Here is a 15712-nt window from a genome sequence, read left to right as displayed (position 1 = left end):
GCTTTTTCAGCATGCAAAACGGGGAGCCGAAGCTCCCCGTTCCGTTTTGCAGCGACCGACAGGACGACTTAGAAGTCGGTGCGCAGGCCCAGCGCAACGATGTTCAGGTCGGTGCCGTTGATCATCTTGCGGGTGCCGTCGGCTTGCGCATCGCCCAGGTTCGGACCTTCGGTCTTGAACTTGGCGTTGTCGTCGTTATCGACGTTGGTGTAGGTCAGGTAGATGCGCGATTGCTTGCTCAGGCTGTACTGCGCGCCAACGGTGATCTGCTGGGCGCCCGAGTCGCTGACATTGTCCAGGTCGTCGGCGATGATGTAGGCGCCTTGGAACGCGAACTTGCCGGTCTTGTACAGCGCGGCGATGCCGTAGCTGTCCTGGTCGGCGTCGGTGGTGCCGTTGTCGAAGTTCACGCGTTCCCACACGGCGGACAGGGTCACGCCGGAGAAGTTGACGCTACCGCCCAGCTGGATGCCCTGGTTTTGCGCGCCCGCTGCCTTGGTGCCCAGCTTGGACTGGTCATCGGCCAGCGCGTAGGCCAGACCCAGGCTGAACACGTCGGTGCTGTAGGAGGTGGTGATCGCGGCGGTGGTGGCATTCACCGTCTCGGTCTTGCCGGAGTCGAAGTTGTAGCTGGCCTTGACCTTGAAGCCGCTCCAGTTCGGGCTGTCATAGGCGACGATCTGTTCCTGGCGATCGCCCAGGCGACGCAGCAGCTGGTCCTTGCCGTAGTAGCTGGCGTCGTCGTTGAACACGGCTTCGAAGGCCGGCAGGTAGTCGGCGGAAGCCAGCTTGTAGGCGTTGTCGCGCTTACCGAACATCAGGGTGCCCAGTTCGCTGGACTTATAGCCGATGAAGGTGTTGCGCGAGCCCCATGCGATGCTGCTGGAGCCTTCGCCGACGTTGAAGCGGTTTTCCAGATACCAGATCAGGGAGCCGCCGTTGTCGAGCTTGTCTTCACCCTTGAAATAGATGCGCGAGCTTTGGTCGGCGATACGCACGCCGGAATCCTGCTCGCTCTTGCCGCCGTAATCGACATAGTCGAGCGCGCTGCGGACGCTACCGCCGATGGTGACGTCGGCGAAGGCAAAAGGAGTGGTAAACGCAGCCGCGAGGGCGATGGCGATCAGCTTTTTCATTCAGGTTGTCTCCTGTTGTATTGAATACCCACTGCCGCGGCTGACACGGCATTGGGTGATGTCCAAGCGGGCGTTGGCGGGTAGTTCAACGGCCACGGGCAGGGAATGCTATCCGGGTTATTGTTTTTAGCGCAAAGAAGAATAAAGACTGTTGTTGTTATTCAAAAATATAAGTATTAGTGAACGGCAACACGAGGAGGATAAGGCGCGTCGATGACGGTTATATGACAACGCCCGCTAATGCGGGCGTATCAGAGCTATCCCTTAAGGGTCAGGGATCAGTCAGTTCATTCAGGCGAAAAACAAGGATTCAAGCGCCTTCCCGGGCGATGGCTGGCGCATGAATGCCTCGCCGACCAGGAAGGTATGCACCGAATTTTGTTGCATCAATGCAACATCTTCAGGCTTGAGGATGCCGCTCTCGGTCACCACGATGCGATCGCCCGGGATGCGGGGCAGCAGGTCGAGCGTGGTTTGCAGGGTGACTTCGAAAGTGCGCAGGTTGCGGTTGTTGATGCCCAACAGCGGCGTCTTCAGTTCCAGCGCCAGGTCGAGTTCGGCGCCGTTGTGCACTTCCACCAGTACCGCCATGCCCAGCGCGTGGGCGATGGCTTCGAAGTCGCGCATCTGCGACAGCGACAGCTCGGCGGCGATCAGCAGGATGCAATCGGCACCCCAGCTGCGCGCTTCGAACAACTGGTACTCGTCGACCATGAAGTCCTTGCGCAACGCCGGCAGATCACAGGCGCCGCGGGCGGCTTGCAGGTAGGCGGCCTCGCCCTGGAAATACTGGCGATCGGTCAGCACCGACAGGCAGGCAGCGCCGTGCGTGGCGTAGTCGGCGGCAATCGCCGGCGGATCGAAGTGCTCGCGGATCACGCCCTTGGACGGGCTGGCCTTCTTGATCTCGGCGATCACGCCGGCCAGGCCGGCGGCATGCTTGGCGCGCAGGGCACCGACGAAATCGCGCGCCGGCGCGGTGGATTCGGCGGCTTCGCGCACGGCGTGCAGCGGCAGCGCGGCGCGGGCGGCGGCGACTTCCTCGTGCTTGGTCGCCCAGATCTTCTTCAGGATGTCGGACATGGCTTATTTCTCGAACGATCGGGTCAGCTGCACCAGCGCATCCAGCTTGGCGCGCGCGGCGCCGCTGGCCAGGGCTTCATGGGCGGCGTTGATGCCGTCCTCCAGCGAGACGGCGACATCGGCGGTATAGATCGCGGCGCCCGCGTTCAGCAGCACGATGTCGCGCGCCGGGCCGGGCTCGTTGGCCAGCACCTGTTCGATGATGGTCCTGGATTGCGCCGCGTCGCCGGCGTGCAGCGCCTTGACCTCGCACAGTTCGAAGCCGAAGTCGCGCGGGTCGATCTCATATTCGGTGATCGCGCCGTCCTTCAGCTCGGCGACCTGGGTCTTGGCGCACAGCGAGATCTCGTCCAGCCCGTCGTTGCCGTGCACGATCATCACGTGCCGCGAGCCCAGTTGCTTCAGCACGCGCGCCTGGATCCCGACCAGATCGGGGTGGAATACGCCCATCAACTGGTTGTCGGCGTTGGCCGGGTTGGTCAGCGGGCCGAGGATGTTGAAGATGGTGCGCACGGCCATTTCGCGGCGGATCGGCGCCACGTATTTCATCGCGGGGTGGTGATTGGGCGCGAACATGAAGCCGATGCCCACTTCATCGATACAGTGGCCGACCTGCTCGGGCGTCAGGTTGAGGAATACGCCCATGGTTTCCAGCACGTCGGCCGAGCCGCTGGACGACGACACCGAGCGGCCGCCGTGCTTGCAGACCTTGACCCCGGCCGCGGCGGCGACGAAGGCGGAACAGGTGGAGATGTTGAAGGTATGCGCGCCGTCGCCGCCGGTGCCGCAGGTATCGACCAGATGGCGGCGGTCGGCGACCTGCACCGGCGTGGCGAATTCGCGCATCACGGTGGCCGATGCGGCGATCTCCGACACGCTTTCCACCTTGGTGCGCAGGCCCATCAGCAGGGCCGAGGTCTGCACCGGCGTGAGTTCGCCGCTCATGATCTGCCGCATCAGGTGCAGCATTTCGTCGTAGAACAATTCATTGCCGTCGATCAGACGGTTGAGTGCGGCCTGGATGGTGATCATCGCCCCTGCTCCTCGTTATCGGTATTCGGTCGGCGTTGCCGGGTCGGCCCGGCCCGCCAGGTGGATCAGCCGCCGTGGCGGCGCGCGTCGAGCCGCGCTCAGGCCCATTCCCGCAGGAAGTTGTCCAGCATCCGGTGGCCGTGTTCGGTCAGGATCGACTCCGGGTGGAACTGTACGCCCTCGATGGGCAGTGTCTTGTGCCGCACGCCCATGATTTCGCCGTCGTCCGTCCAGGCGGTGACTTCCAGGCAGTCGGGCAGGCTGTCGCGGGCGATGGCCAGCGAGTGGTAGCGGGTGACGGTGAACGGGGAGGGCAGATCCTTGAACACGCCGACGCCGGTGTGCTCGATCGGCGAGACCTTGCCGTGCATCAGCGCCTGGGCGTGGACGATGCGCCCGCCGAACGCCTGGCCGATCGACTGGTGGCCGAGGCATACGCCCAGGATGGGCAGCTTGCCGGCGAAATGGCGGATCGCCGGGACCGAGATGCCTGCCTCGTTGGGTGAGCAGGGGCCGGGGGAGACGACCAGGTATTTGGGCTGCAACGCTTCGATCTGGTCCAGCGTGATCTCGTCGTTGCGGTAGACGTGCACGTCCTGGCCCAACTCGCCGAAGTACTGCACCAGGTTGTAGGTAAAGCTGTCGAAGTTATCGATCATCAGGAGCGACATGGCAGGAATCCTCGTCAGATTGGGGGTCAGGCATCAAGCCCGCGTTGAACCAGTTCGGCGGCGCGCAACACGGCGCGGGCCTTGTTCAACGTTTCCTGCCATTCGTTCTCGGGCACCGAGTCGGCGACGATGCCGGCGCCGGCCTGCATGTAGAGCGTGGCGTTCTTGACGACGGCGGTGCGCAGCGCGATGGCCACGTCCATGTCGCCGTTGAAGCCCAGGTAGCCCACCGCGCCGGAATACACCCCGCGCTTGGTCGGTTCCAGTTCGTCGATGATTTCCATCGCCCGCACCTTGGGCGCACCGGACACGGTGCCGGCGGGGAAGGTGGCGCGCAGCACATCCACTGCGTTCTGGCCGGCCTTGAGCTGTGCCTCCACGCTGGAGACGATGTGCATCACATGCGAGTAGCGCTCGATGATCATCTTGTCCACCAGCTTGACCGAGCCGGTCTGCGCCACCCGGCCGGCGTCGTTGCGGCCCAGGTCGATCAGCATAACGTGCTCGGCGATCTCCTTGGCGTCGGCCAGCAGTTCGGTGGCCAGCGCTTCGTCCTCGTCGCGGGTCTTGCCGCGCGGGCGGGTGCCGGCGATGGGGCGCACCGTGACGGTCTCGCCTTCCAGGCGCACCAGGATCTCGGGCGACGCGCCGACGATGTGCATGTCGCCGAAGTGGTAGAAGAACATGTACGGCGACGGGTTGATCGAGCGTAGCGCGCGGTACAGCGCCAGCGGATCCTGCTCGAACGGCATGGTCATGCGCTGCGCCAGCACCACCTGCATCACGTCGCCGTCGCGGATGTATTCCTTGGCTTTGAGCACCGCGTCCTTGAACGGCTGTTCGCCGAACTCGGAGCGCGCGGTGGCGACTTCGGACGCCGGGCCGCTCAGCGGCAGGCGCACCGGCTCGCGCAACTGGACACGCAAGCTCAGCAGACGGGCTTCCGCCGCCTCGTAGGCGCCGGGTTCGCGCGGATCGGCGTACACCACCAGGAACAGCTTGCCGGAGAGGTTGTCCACCACCACCAGTTCCTCGGACAGCAGCAACTGGATATCGGGCGCGCCGATGGGATCGGGCTTGTGGCTGTCGGCCAGCTTCTTCTCGATGTAGCCGATGGTCTCGTAGCCGAAGTAGCCGACCAGACCGCCGAGGAAACGCGGCAGGCCCGGTTGCGCCGGCGCGTTGAAGCGCGCCTGGAATTCGGCGATGAAGTCGAGCGGATTGCCGTCGAAGCTTTCCACCAGTTGATCGTCGCGGATCACCTCAACATGCCGGCCCACCACCTTGAGGCGGGTACGCGCCGGCAGGCCGATGAACGAATAGCGGCCGAAGCGCTCGCCCCCGACCACCGATTCCAGCAGGTAGGAATAGGGACGGTTGGCCAGCTTCAGGTAGACCGACAGGGGCGTGTCGAGATCGGCGAAGAGTTCGAGAACCAGAGGGACGCGGTTGTAGCCCTGCGCAGCGAGCGCTGCGAACTGCTCATGGGAAATCATGATGACTCCTGACGAAAAACTGGATCAATGCGAATAAGGGTCGGCTGGAAGGGTTACCAGCGACGCCATCGCCATTCGAGCCAGATTTCGGTGGAGTGGAACGCCATGATGATTGAACAGTGGGGAAACGCGATTGAGATAAGCCCGCATCTTGCCCAAGCGGGGCGGGGTGGTCAACCGCGCTCCGCCGTCGGCCGTGCTTGGAGCGGCTGACAAAACCCTCCTGGCGACGTCGCGCTCACTTGCCATACCACTTGTACTGTCTGCGTTTCGCGCTTCTTGCCAGGATCGCTTCGCTGGGTTTTGTCAGCCGCTCCTGGTGCACGAGCAACGGCGGAACGCGAAGCCGCTCAGTCTCCGGGCGGCGGCGCGTCCTTGGGCCATAGCAGCCACAGCCGGCCGTCCTGCTTCATCCGTCCGGCCAGTTCGCCGGCGGCATCGCCCTTGCCCCAGAAGAAGTCCGCGCGCACCCGGCCGGCGATGGCGCCGCCGGTGTCCTGCGCCGCCATCACGCGCTGCAACGGGGCGCGGTCGTTCGGTCGCGTGGTATCGATGAACATCAGGCTGCCCAGCGGCACGGTGCGCGGATCGATCGCCAGGCTGTAGCCCGCCGTGAGCGGCACGCCCTGCGCGCCGATGGGGCCGTCGTCCGACGCCGGCAGCGTGCGGAAGAACACGAAGCTGGGGTTGCTGGCCAGCAGGTCCGGCATGCGCTGCGGGTTGGCCTTGGCCCAGGCGCGGATCGCCTGCATCGACACGCCGCTGGCGGGCAACTGCCCCTGCTCGATCAGCCAGCGCCCCACCGGCTTGTAGGGGCGACCGTTCTGGTCGGCATAGCCCAGGCGCAGTTCGCTGCCGTCGGCCAGCTTCACCCGGCCCGAGCCCTGCACCTGCATGAATTGCAGGTCGACCGGATCGGTCAGCCACGCCAGCACCGGTGCTTCGAGCCCCGCGCGCTGGATGGCGCCGGCGTCGGGATAGGGCACCAGCCGGCGCCCTTCCAGGCGACCGCGCAGGCGCTTGCCCTTCAGTTCCGGGTAGACCTCGGCCAGGTCCACGGTGATCAGGTCGTCCGGCTGGCCATACACCGGCACATTGGCCTGCGCCGTGCGGGTCAGGCTGCCCGGGTACACCGGCTCGTAGTAGCCGGTGATCATGCCTTGCTCGGTGCCGTCCTGGTTGATCAGCTGATACGGCGTGAACTGCCCCTCGACGAAGCGGCGGATGGTGGTGGCGTCCGGCGCCAGGCTGCGCGCTTCGGCGCAGACCTCCTTGAGCGTGGCGCTACGCGCCTTGGGGCAACCGCCACGCCAGGCATCGAAGCCGGCGACCAGGTCGGCGTCCGCCACCTGGGGCAGCGCGGACCAGGCCACCGGCCGGTATGCCGGATGCGGCGTAGGCGTCGGGGCGGGCGTGGGAGTCGGCGTCGGCGTGACCGGCGGCGGAGCGGGGGGCGTGGTGGTGCAGGCGGCCAGAGTCAGCAGCAGCGCCACCAGCGCCAGGCGAGGAGCGTGTCGAATCATCCGCGTTCGTCTTGATCGCCGCCCTTTGGTTCCAGACCCTGCTTGAACGCGGACAGGCCGGCCTTTTGCAGTTCCAGTGTCTTGACCGTCATCTGCAACATGCCGATCTGCATGGTCAGCCACTGCTCGATGGTGCGCATCTCGATGATCTTGCGGTCGATTTCCTCTTCGGTCAGCGGCGGCATGAACGGGTTGGCGCTGCCCGGCTTCCAGAACTGGTTGAAAAAGCCGAACGGATCGTTGGGGTTGAATTCGCTCATGACATCGCTCCTCAGGATTGGGTTGCCGCCTCGACGGCCGCCAACGCAGCCATGTTGACGATACGCCGGACCGAGGCCGTTGGTGTCAGGATATGCGCTGGCGCGCCGATGCCCAGCAGGATGGGACCGATGGTCACGCCGTCGCCCGCCGAGATCTTCAGCAGGTTGAACGAGATGTTCGCCGCATCGATATTGGGCATGACCAGGATGTTGGCTTCACCCTTGAGGGTGGAGTTCGGGAACACCTGGGCGCGGATCTCGGCCGACAGCGCGGCGTCGCCGTGCATCTCGCCATCCACTTCCAGCTCCGGCGCGTAGTCGCGCACCAGGGCCAGTGCGGCCTGCATTTTACGCGCCGATGCGCTGTCCAGGGTGCCGAAGCTGGAATGGCTGAGCAGCGCCACCTTGGGCTGGATGCCGAACTTGCGCACGGTGTCGGCGGCCATCACCGTGATCTCGGCCAGTTGCTCGGCGGTCGGGTCCTGGTTGACGTAGGTATCGACGATGAAGATGTTGCCGTTGGTCATCAGCAATGCGTTCATCGCGGCGGTGGTGCTCACGCCCGGCGCGCGGCCCAGCACGTTGTGCAGATACCAGTGGTGGCGGTGGTACTGGCCGTGGGTGCCGCAGATCAGTGCGTCGGCTTCACCGCGCTTCACCATCAGCGCGCCGATCAGGGTGGTCTTGCCGCGCACTTCGGCGCGCGCCAGTTCCTCTGACACGCCGCGCCGCTCCATGATCTGGTGATAGAGCGTCCAGTATTCGCGGTAGCGCGGGTCGTCTTCCGGGTTGCAGGTCTCGAAGTCGACGCCGGGCTTGATCCGCAGCCCCAGTTGCTCGATGCGCAGCTCGATCACCCGCGGCCGGCCGATCAGGATCGGGTAGGCCAGCTTCAGGTCGACCACTTCCTGCACCGCGTGCAGCACGCGTGGGTCTTCGCCTTCGCAGAACACCACGCGCTTTTGCGCCTTGCGCGCGGTGATGAACACCGGGCGCATGAACAGGTTGGATTTGTAGACGAACTGCGTCAGTTCCTCGGCGTAGCCGGCGAAATCCTCGATCGGCCGCGTTGCCACACCGGCGTCCATCGCGGCGCGCGCCACGGCGGGGGCGATCTTGACGATCAGGCGTGGGTCGAACGGCTTGGGGATCAGGTAATCCGGCCCGAACTTGAGGTTCTGCCCGACGTAGGCGTCGGCCACTACGTCCGACTGCTCGGCCATCGCCAGATCGGCGATGGCGTCGACCGCCGCCTGCTTCATGCTCTCGGTGATGGTGGTCGCCCCCACGTCCAGCGCGCCGCGGAACATGAAGGGGAAGCACAGCACGTTGTTCACTTGGTTGGGGTAATCCGAGCGGCCGGTGCAGACGATGGCGTCGGGCCGCGCGGCGCGGGCTTCGGGCGGGGTGATTTCCGGGTCGGGATTGGCCAGTGCCAGGATCAGCGGGCGATCGGCCATGCGGGTGACCATGTCGGCGGTGACCAGGCCGGCGCCGGACAGTCCGAGGAAGATGTCGGCGCCGTCGATGGCTTCGCTCAAGGTACGCAGCGACGTCGAGCGCGCGTAGCGCTGCTTGGTCTCGTCCAGCCCGGTGCGTTCGTCGTGGATCACGCCCTTGGAATCGCACACCAGGATGTGCTCGCGGCGGACGCCGAGCGACACCAGCAGATCCAGGCAGGCGATGGCCGCGGCGCCGGCGCCGCTGGCCACCAGCTTCACCGTAGCGATGTCCTTGCCCACCAGCCGCAGGCCGTTCTTGACCGCGGCGCCGACGATGATGGCGGTGCCGTGCTGGTCGTCGTGGAACACGGGGATCTTCATCCGCTCGCGCAGCTTCTTCTCGACGTAGAAGCACTCGGGCGCCTTGATGTCCTCCAGGTTGATGCCGCCGAAGGTCGGTTCCAGCGCGGCGATCACGTCCACCAGCCGGTCGGGGTCCTTTTCCTCGATTTCGATATCGAATACGTCGATGCCGGCGAACTTCTTGAACAGCACGCCCTTGCCTTCCATCACCGGCTTGCCGGCGAGCGGACCGATGTCGCCCAGGCCGAGCACGGCGGTGCCGTTGGAGACGACCGCGACCAGGTTGCCGCGCGCGGTGAGATTGCGGGCTTCGGCCGGGTCTTCGACGATGGCCATGCAGGCGGCGGCGACGCCCGGCGAATACGCCAGCGCCAGATCGCGCTGGCTGGACAAGCCCTTGGTGGGCACCACCTGGATCTTGCCGGGGCGGGGCAGGCGATGGTACTCGAGCGCTTTCTTCTTCAGTTCCTCATCCATGGGGATGTCCTCATCGCCGTTTGAAAAAGCGTGTCAGATGACCGGCACGCGACAGAAGTTCAAGTGGTTTCTCAAGAATGCTGGACGGCGGATGGGGCGAATACAAGCTAGGGTTTTGCCGGATGAGGGCGCTTGAAGCGCGGGTGGCCTGGATGAGAGGAAGGGCGTGGATTGGTGGGTAGGTGCCGCCAGGGCGCGGATGCCCTGGCGGTATGACGGGATCAGAAGCGCACGTTGATGCTGTCGGCGCCGAAGCCCTGCTTCAGCGTATCGATCAATTCCTCGTGCAGGGTGACGCGCCACTCGTCCGGCAGGCGCAACTGGCATTGCGCGCCATCGGTGCGGTAGTCGATCTCCACCGGACAGCGGCCGCCAGTATGGCTGGACAGCAGGCTTTGCAGCTTGCCGGCGTCGGCATTGCCGTTGAGGGTGATCGACAGCGCGCGGGCGAACTGGCTGCGGGCCTCGGCAACGTCCATCACCGCGTCGGCCACCACGCGCAGGCCGCCGTTGAAGCGGTCTTCGCTGACCTTGCCCAGCACCATCAGCAAGGTGTCGTCCTTGAGCTTGGTGCGGTTCTCCTCGAACACCTCGGAGAACAACGACACTTCCAGTCGCGCGTTGCCGTCGTCCAGGGTGACGAACGCCATGCGGCCGCGCTCGCCGTTCTTGATGCGGATGCCCGAGACGATGCCCGCCAGGTACTGCAATTCCTTGCGCGGCTCCAGTCGATCCAGCCGGGTCTTGAGGAAGCTGCGGATGCCGCGGGCGTGGGCGTCGAACGGGTGGCCGGACAGGTAGAAGCCGATAGCCGACTTTTCCTCGGCCAGCTTGATCTTGTCGTCCCACAGCGGCACTTCGATGATCTCCACCGTCGGCACGGCCGACGGCTCGAACACGTCGAACAGGCTGCCCTGGTTGACGTTGGCCGCTTCGGTCTCGGCCAGGCTCATCGCCTGTTCCACGTTGGCCAGCAGGCGCGCGCGGTGGCCGTCGATGGCGTCGAACGCGCCGCCGCGGATCAGCGCCTCGATCACCCGCTTGTTCACTTCCTTCTTGTCGGTGCGGCGGCAGAAGTCGTACAGGTCGGTGAACGGGCCGTTGGCTTCGCGTTCGGCGACGATCATGTTCACGGCGCTTTCACCCACGCCCTTGACCGCGCCCAGCGCGTAGCGGATCTCGCGCTGGCCCACCGGCACGAAGCGATAGAAGCTGGCGTTGACGTCCGGCGGCAGGATCTTGAGCCGGTTCTTCTCGACGCAGTCGTCGTAGAACACCTTGAGCTGGTCGGTGTTGTCCAGTTCCGAGCTCATGGTCGCCGCCATGAAGGCGGCGGTGTGGTGAGCCTTGAGCCAGGCGGTGTGATAGCTGACCACCGCGTAGGCGGCCGTGTGCGACTTGTTGAAGCCGTACTCGGCGAACTTGGTCATCAGGTCGAACAGATGCTCGGCCAGCGCGGGATCGTAGCCTTTCTTGGCCGCGCCCTCGGCGATGGTCGCGCGGTGCTTGGCCATCTCCTCCGGCTTCTTCTTGCCCATGGCCCGCCGCAGCATGTCGGCGCCGCCCAGTGTGTAGCCGCCGATGATCTGCGAGATCTGCATCACCTGTTCCTGGTACACGATGACGCCGTAGGTCGGGTCCAGGCAGGCGGTGAGGTCGGGGTGGAAGTAGTCGACGGCTTCCAGCCCCTTCTTGCGGTTGATGAAGGTATCGACCATGCCCGAGCCCAACGGGCCGGGGCGGTAGAGCGCCAGCACGGCGATGATGTCTTCGAAGCGGTCGGGCTGGAGCTTCTCCAGCAGGCGTTTCATGCCGTCCGATTCGACCTGGAACACGGCGGTGGTGTTGCCGTCGCGGAATACCTGGTACGCGGCCTGATCCTCGAAGCCCAGGCTCATCAGATCCAATCGCTGGCCGGTCTGCCGTTCGATGTATTCGAGCGCCAGCTCGATGATGGTCAGGTTGCGCAGGCCCAGAAAGTCGAACTTCACCAGGCCGATCTGCTCGACGTCGTCCTTGTCCAGCATCGAAACCGGCGAGGCATCGGCGGCCGACGCCAGGTAGACCGGGCAGAAGTCGGTGATCTGGCCCGGCGCGATCAGCACGCCACCGGCGTGCATGCCGATGTTGCGGGTGAGGCCCTCGAGCTTCTTGGCCAGCTCCCACAGTTCCTTGACCTCGTCCTCGTTGCGCACGCGCTCGGCCAGTTCGGGCACCATCTCCACCGCGTCGTCCAGCGAATACTGCTTGCCGGGTGCCGCCGGGATCATCTTCGACAGCCCGTCGCAGAACATATAGGGCAGATCGAGCACGCGCCCCACGTCGCGCACCACGGCCTTGGCGGCCATGGTGCCGAAGGTGGCGATCTGGCTGACGGCCTCGGCGCCGTATTTCTCGCGCACGTATTCGATCACGCGCCAGCGGTTGTCCTGGCAGAAGTCGATGTCGAAGTCGGGCATCGACACCCGCTCCGGGTTGAGGAAGCGCTCGAACAGCAGGGCGTAGGCGGTCGGATCGATATCGGTGATGCCCAGGCTGTACGCCACCAGTGAACCCGCGCCCGAGCCCCGGCCCGGCCCGACCGGGCAGCCGTTGTGCTTGGCCCAGACGATGAAGTCCGCCACGATCAGGAAGTAGCCGGGGAAACCCATCTGGATGATGGTGTCGGTTTCGAACTTCAACCGTTCCTGGTAGCGGGGGCGCTCCGCGTCGCGCTGTGCCGGATCGGGATAGAGCTGGGCCAGGCGTCGCTCCAGGCCGGCCTTGGCCTCGTGCACCAGGAAGTCGTCCAGCGTCATGCCGTCCGGCGTGGGGAAGTCGGGCAGGTAGTTCTTGCCCAGCTGGACGTGCACATTGCAGCGCCGCGCGATCTGCACCGAGTTCTCCAGCGCCTCTGGCACGTCGGCGAACAGTTCGGCCATCTCGTCCGGCGTCTTGAAATACTGTTCCTCGGTGAAGTTGCGCGGGCGGCGCTTGTCGCCCACGACGAAGCCTTCGGCGATGCAGACGCGCGCCTCGTGCGCCTTGAAATCGGCGCGTTCCATGAACTGCACCGGATGCGTGGCGACCACCGGCAGATCGAGGTCGGAGGCGATGTCCAGGTGACCCTGCACCGAGGGCTCGCAATCGCTGCGGCCGGTGCGTTGCAGCTCCAGGTAGAAGTTGCCGGGGAAGCGCGCCGCCCACCATTGCGCAGCGTGGCGGGCGCCATCGTAGTTGCCATTGCCCAGCAACTGGCCGATTTCGCCCAGGTGCGCGCCGGACAGGCAGATCAGGTCGGCGTTGGATTTGGCGGCCAGCCATTCCTTCTTCAGTTCTGCGCGCTCGCGGTACTGGTTCAGGCGATAGGCCTCGGTCAGCAGCTCGCACAGCCGGCCGTAGCCGGCGCGATTCTTGGCGATCAGCAGCACCCGGAAGGGCTTTTCCCGGTCCTCTTCGTTCTCGACCCAGGCATCGACGCCGACGATGGGCTTGATGCCGGCGCTGCGGCAGGCCTTGTACTGCTTGACCATGCCGAACAGGTTCATCAGATCCGAGACGCCCAGCGCGGGCTGGCCCAGCGCCTTGGCGCGCTCCACGGCGTCGTCGATGCGGACGATGCCGTCGACGACGGAGAATTCGGAATGCAGGCGGAGATGGATGAAGGCAGGCGATTTCATCCGCGCATTCTACCCCAGCGGGCGGCGGGCAGACCGGCCTGGCGGCCTTGCCAGCAGTGGCTGGTGCGGCGTATGGTTACAGAAGACGTATCAGAGGAGGCTTATCCATGGACATTTCACTGGTGAATGCTGCGAGCAACGCGGAGCCGGCGCAGGCTGCCGTGGCCAATAATGTCCTGCGCAAATCCCTGGACATCCAGCAGCAGAGCGTGATGTCGTTGCTGCAGGCGGTGCCGCAGCCGGCTACCGTCAACCCGCCCAACCTGGGCCAGAACGTGGACGTCCGGGCCTGATCGGTTCCTTCCACGCATCATCAAGGCAGCTTCGGCTGCCTTTTTGTTTGCCCGTTTCTACCGTTTGTCATGGAAATGGTGCGGCGCACAAAAACAACCTTGACTTCTATCGGGGGCATCCCAACAATTGCGGATGTTGCGATGCACAATCAAATATCAACGGAGAAACTCATGTTCAACGTTCCCCAATTCAATGCTTCCCAATTTGCCGAAGCCAGCCAAGCCAACCTGGAAAAGTCCCTGCGCCTGTCGCAAATCGCGCTGAGCAGTGTCGAACGTCTGGTTGCCCTGCAACTGGGCGTGGCACGTGACCTGCTGTCCGAACACGCCCAGACCACCAAGGCCCTGGCCGAAGTGAAGGACGTGCAGGGTCTGGTCGACCTGCAACGCCAACTGGCTCAACCCACGGTGGACAAGACCCTGGACGTGGCCCGCTCGGTGTTCGACGCCGCCAGTGCCACCCAGCATGAACTGTCCAAGCTGCTCGAAGAGCAAGTGCTGACTTTCAACAAGAACCTGATCAGCACGCTGGATCAAGCCATCGAAGCCGCCCCCAACGGCGCTGGCGCGGCAGTGACCGTGCTGCGCAACGCGGTGGAATCGGCCGCCAGCACCTACGACAACGTGGCCAAGACCACCCAGAAGCTGGCTTCCGATTTTGCCAAGGCCGCTGTGACCGGCGCCGAGCAGACCGCCAAGGCGGCGGTGCGTCGCAAGGCCGCCTGATCTGGCAACCAAGCATACGTCCCCTTGAAGAGCGGCCTTGGCCGCTCTTTTTTTGTCCGGATTTCAGCTGGCGGACGGCGTATGGACGCTGGCGAGCAAGGTGCGACAGAGGATCGAGGCGGGGCTGAGGGCCGTCGAGGCGTCCGGGTTACTGGCGGCCTCCAGCATCAGATAATTCTGCGCGGCCTGGATGGCAGCCGGCACATACTTGCCGGCCTGTGCCTGCCAACTGGCCGGGTCGAACATGGCCACGCCGTGCGGGCCGCGTTCCGACAGCCACTGGATGGTGTCGCTTTGCTGTTGCGTCCAGAAGGTGGCGAGCTGGCCGAACAGGCAGCCCGCGCCCGGTGCGCCGGCACGCAGCCAGCCCGAAGGGACGGGGGCCAGCCGGTCGAGCCAGGCGGCGGCTTGGTCGAGTGCCGCGGCAGTGCCACCCGCTGCGATCATCCAGCCATATTGTTCGGCCACGGGGTGATCGAACAGCAAATGGAAGTCGACCAGTTGGACGCCCGAGCGGCTCAAGGCGTCCAGACGCTGGGGAAGTGTCTGCAAGGTGCAGGTGGCATCCAGTACCACCAGCCCAGGGGGCAGGGCAGGGGGAAGTTCATCGGCCGCAAAGGCCAGCGGTGGAGCTTGTGTCAGGCGCGCCAGCAGCCTGGGGAGCAGATCGGCCGGCGCGAGTAAACCAACTGGGCCAGCCATGTCGATCACCCCGGGCAGTTACTGACGAGATGGCGCAGCGCGTCCTGGTCGATCAGCTCGATCAGGCGGTTCTGCACCTTGATGAAGCCCTGATCCTGGAACTTGGACAGGGTACGACTCACCGTTTCCAGCTTGAGACCAAGATAGCTGCCGATCTCCTCGCGCGTCATCCGCAGATGGAAGCTCGACGACGAGTAGCCACGCAGGGCAAAGCGTTGGGAAAGGTTGAGCAGGAACGCCGCAATGCGTTCTTCGGCCTTCATATTGCCAAGCAGCAGCATCACACCGTGATCCCGAACGATCTCGCGGCTCATCACCTTGTAGAAGTGATGCTGGAGCGACGGAATCTTGCGGGCCAGTTCTTCCATATCCGAAAACGGCAGTTCGCAGACTTCGCTATCTTCGAGCGCGATCGAATCGCAGGTATGGAAATCCGTGCTGACCGCGTCGAGGCCGATCAGGTCGCCGGTCATGTGAAAGCCCGTCACCTGTTCCCGGCCGTCTTCCGAGACGACGCTGGTCTTGAAGAAGCCCAGCCGGACGGCAAACAGGGAGCGGAACGGTTCGCCGGCGCGGTAGAGCGCTTCTCCGCGCTTGATCGGCTTGCCCTGGGATACCAGGGCATCCACGGCATGCATTTCTTCGGGCGACAGTCCGAGGGGCAGGCACAACTCGCGCAGGCTACAGCTGGAACACGCCTGTCGGAGGTGCTTAAGGCCAATTTCACGAACGGGGATGGGTGAGAGCATGCTCATAGTCGCCTGACTGATTGTCGGCCGTTGGGCATATGCGCCAGGCCGGCCGGTTTTGCCTTGATCTGGCTCAACAACTCGGAGGGACGACACGGGC

General features: G+C 64.8%; 13 protein-coding genes. 2 read left to right on the top strand and 11 right to left on the bottom strand.

All coding sequences use genetic code 11. The annotated features are described in order from the left end of the window. Positions 1-68: 68 nt before the first annotated feature. From C556_RS0114850 to dnaE, 9 genes are all read right to left on the bottom strand, one after another. Entirely contained in the window at positions 69-1136 is a 1068-nt protein-coding gene (locus C556_RS0114850; protein ID WP_018749044.1) for a porin, read from the bottom strand. 291 nt (positions 1137-1427) lie between these two features. After that, on the bottom strand, positions 1428-2219 hold the full coding sequence (gene trpC, locus C556_RS0114845) for an indole-3-glycerol phosphate synthase TrpC (RefSeq protein ID WP_018749043.1): 792 nt from the start codon (positions 2217-2219) through the stop codon (positions 1428-1430). A 3-nt stretch (positions 2220-2222) separates the two neighbouring features. Next, positions 2223-3251, bottom strand: a complete 1029-nt coding sequence (gene trpD / locus C556_RS0114840; RefSeq protein ID WP_018749042.1) for an anthranilate phosphoribosyltransferase — start codon at positions 3249-3251, stop codon at positions 2223-2225. A 98-nt stretch (positions 3252-3349) separates the two neighbouring features. After that, on the bottom strand, positions 3350-3922 hold the full coding sequence (locus C556_RS0114835) for an aminodeoxychorismate/anthranilate synthase component II (RefSeq protein WP_018749041.1): 573 nt from the start codon (positions 3920-3922) through the stop codon (positions 3350-3352). A gap of 26 nt (positions 3923-3948) precedes the next feature. Then, a complete protein-coding gene (trpE, locus tag C556_RS0114830) occupies positions 3949-5418 on the bottom strand; it encodes an anthranilate synthase component I (RefSeq protein ID WP_018749040.1) in 1470 nt (489 codons plus the stop codon). Positions 5419-5768: 350 nt separating this feature from the next. Then, positions 5769-6941, bottom strand: a complete 1173-nt coding sequence (gene mltA, locus C556_RS0114825) for a murein transglycosylase A (RefSeq protein WP_018749039.1) — start codon at positions 6939-6941, stop codon at positions 5769-5771. Then, positions 6938-7201, bottom strand: a complete 264-nt coding sequence (locus tag C556_RS20585) for a PhaM family polyhydroxyalkanoate granule multifunctional regulatory protein (protein ID WP_018749038.1) — start codon at positions 7199-7201, stop codon at positions 6938-6940. Before C556_RS20585 ends, mltA begins: the two co-directional genes overlap by 4 nt. 11 nt (positions 7202-7212) lie before the next feature. Then, positions 7213-9483 carry an NADP-dependent malic enzyme gene (locus C556_RS0114815; protein WP_018749037.1) on the bottom strand — a complete coding sequence of 757 codons (2271 nt, stop codon included), beginning with the start codon at positions 9481-9483 and terminating at the stop codon, positions 7213-7215. 221 nt (positions 9484-9704) lie between these two features. Continuing rightward, complete coding sequence (gene dnaE / locus C556_RS0114810; protein WP_018749036.1) at positions 9705-13142, bottom strand: DNA polymerase III subunit alpha; 3438 nt, start codon at positions 13140-13142, stop codon at positions 9705-9707. 107 nt (positions 13143-13249) lie between these two features. Here dnaE and C556_RS0114805 point away from each other — a divergent pair, with 107 nt between their 5' ends. Together C556_RS0114805 and C556_RS0114800 are read left to right on the top strand one after the other, a co-directional pair. Continuing rightward, positions 13250-13435: a YjfB family protein gene (locus C556_RS0114805; RefSeq protein ID WP_018749035.1), complete on the top strand. Its 186-nt coding sequence runs from the start codon at positions 13250-13252 to the stop codon at positions 13433-13435. A gap of 171 nt (positions 13436-13606) precedes the next feature. Further along, positions 13607-14161, top strand: coding sequence for a phasin family protein (locus C556_RS0114800; protein ID WP_018749034.1), 555 nt, complete (start codon positions 13607-13609; stop codon positions 14159-14161). A gap of 63 nt (positions 14162-14224) precedes the next feature. On the opposite strand, the gene C556_RS0114795 is transcribed toward C556_RS0114800, so the two are convergent. Both C556_RS0114795 and fnr read right to left on the bottom strand, forming a co-directional pair. Next, positions 14225-14872 carry a hypothetical protein gene (locus C556_RS0114795; RefSeq protein ID WP_157236202.1) on the bottom strand — a complete coding sequence of 216 codons (648 nt, stop codon included), beginning with the start codon at positions 14870-14872 and terminating at the stop codon, positions 14225-14227. Continuing rightward, positions 14869-15618 carry a fumarate/nitrate reduction transcriptional regulator Fnr gene (gene fnr / locus C556_RS0114785; protein WP_040431221.1) on the bottom strand — a complete coding sequence of 250 codons (750 nt, stop codon included), beginning with the start codon at positions 15616-15618 and terminating at the stop codon, positions 14869-14871. The genes C556_RS0114795 and fnr overlap by 4 nt, the downstream gene beginning before the upstream one ends. Between the last annotated feature and the right edge of the window lie 94 nt (positions 15619-15712).

This window comes from Chitiniphilus shinanonensis DSM 23277 (genome assembly GCF_000374805.1).
Classification (GTDB): domain Bacteria; phylum Pseudomonadota; class Gammaproteobacteria; order Burkholderiales; family Chitinibacteraceae; genus Chitiniphilus; species Chitiniphilus shinanonensis.
This window is presented reverse-complemented; position numbering and strand designations above follow the sequence as displayed.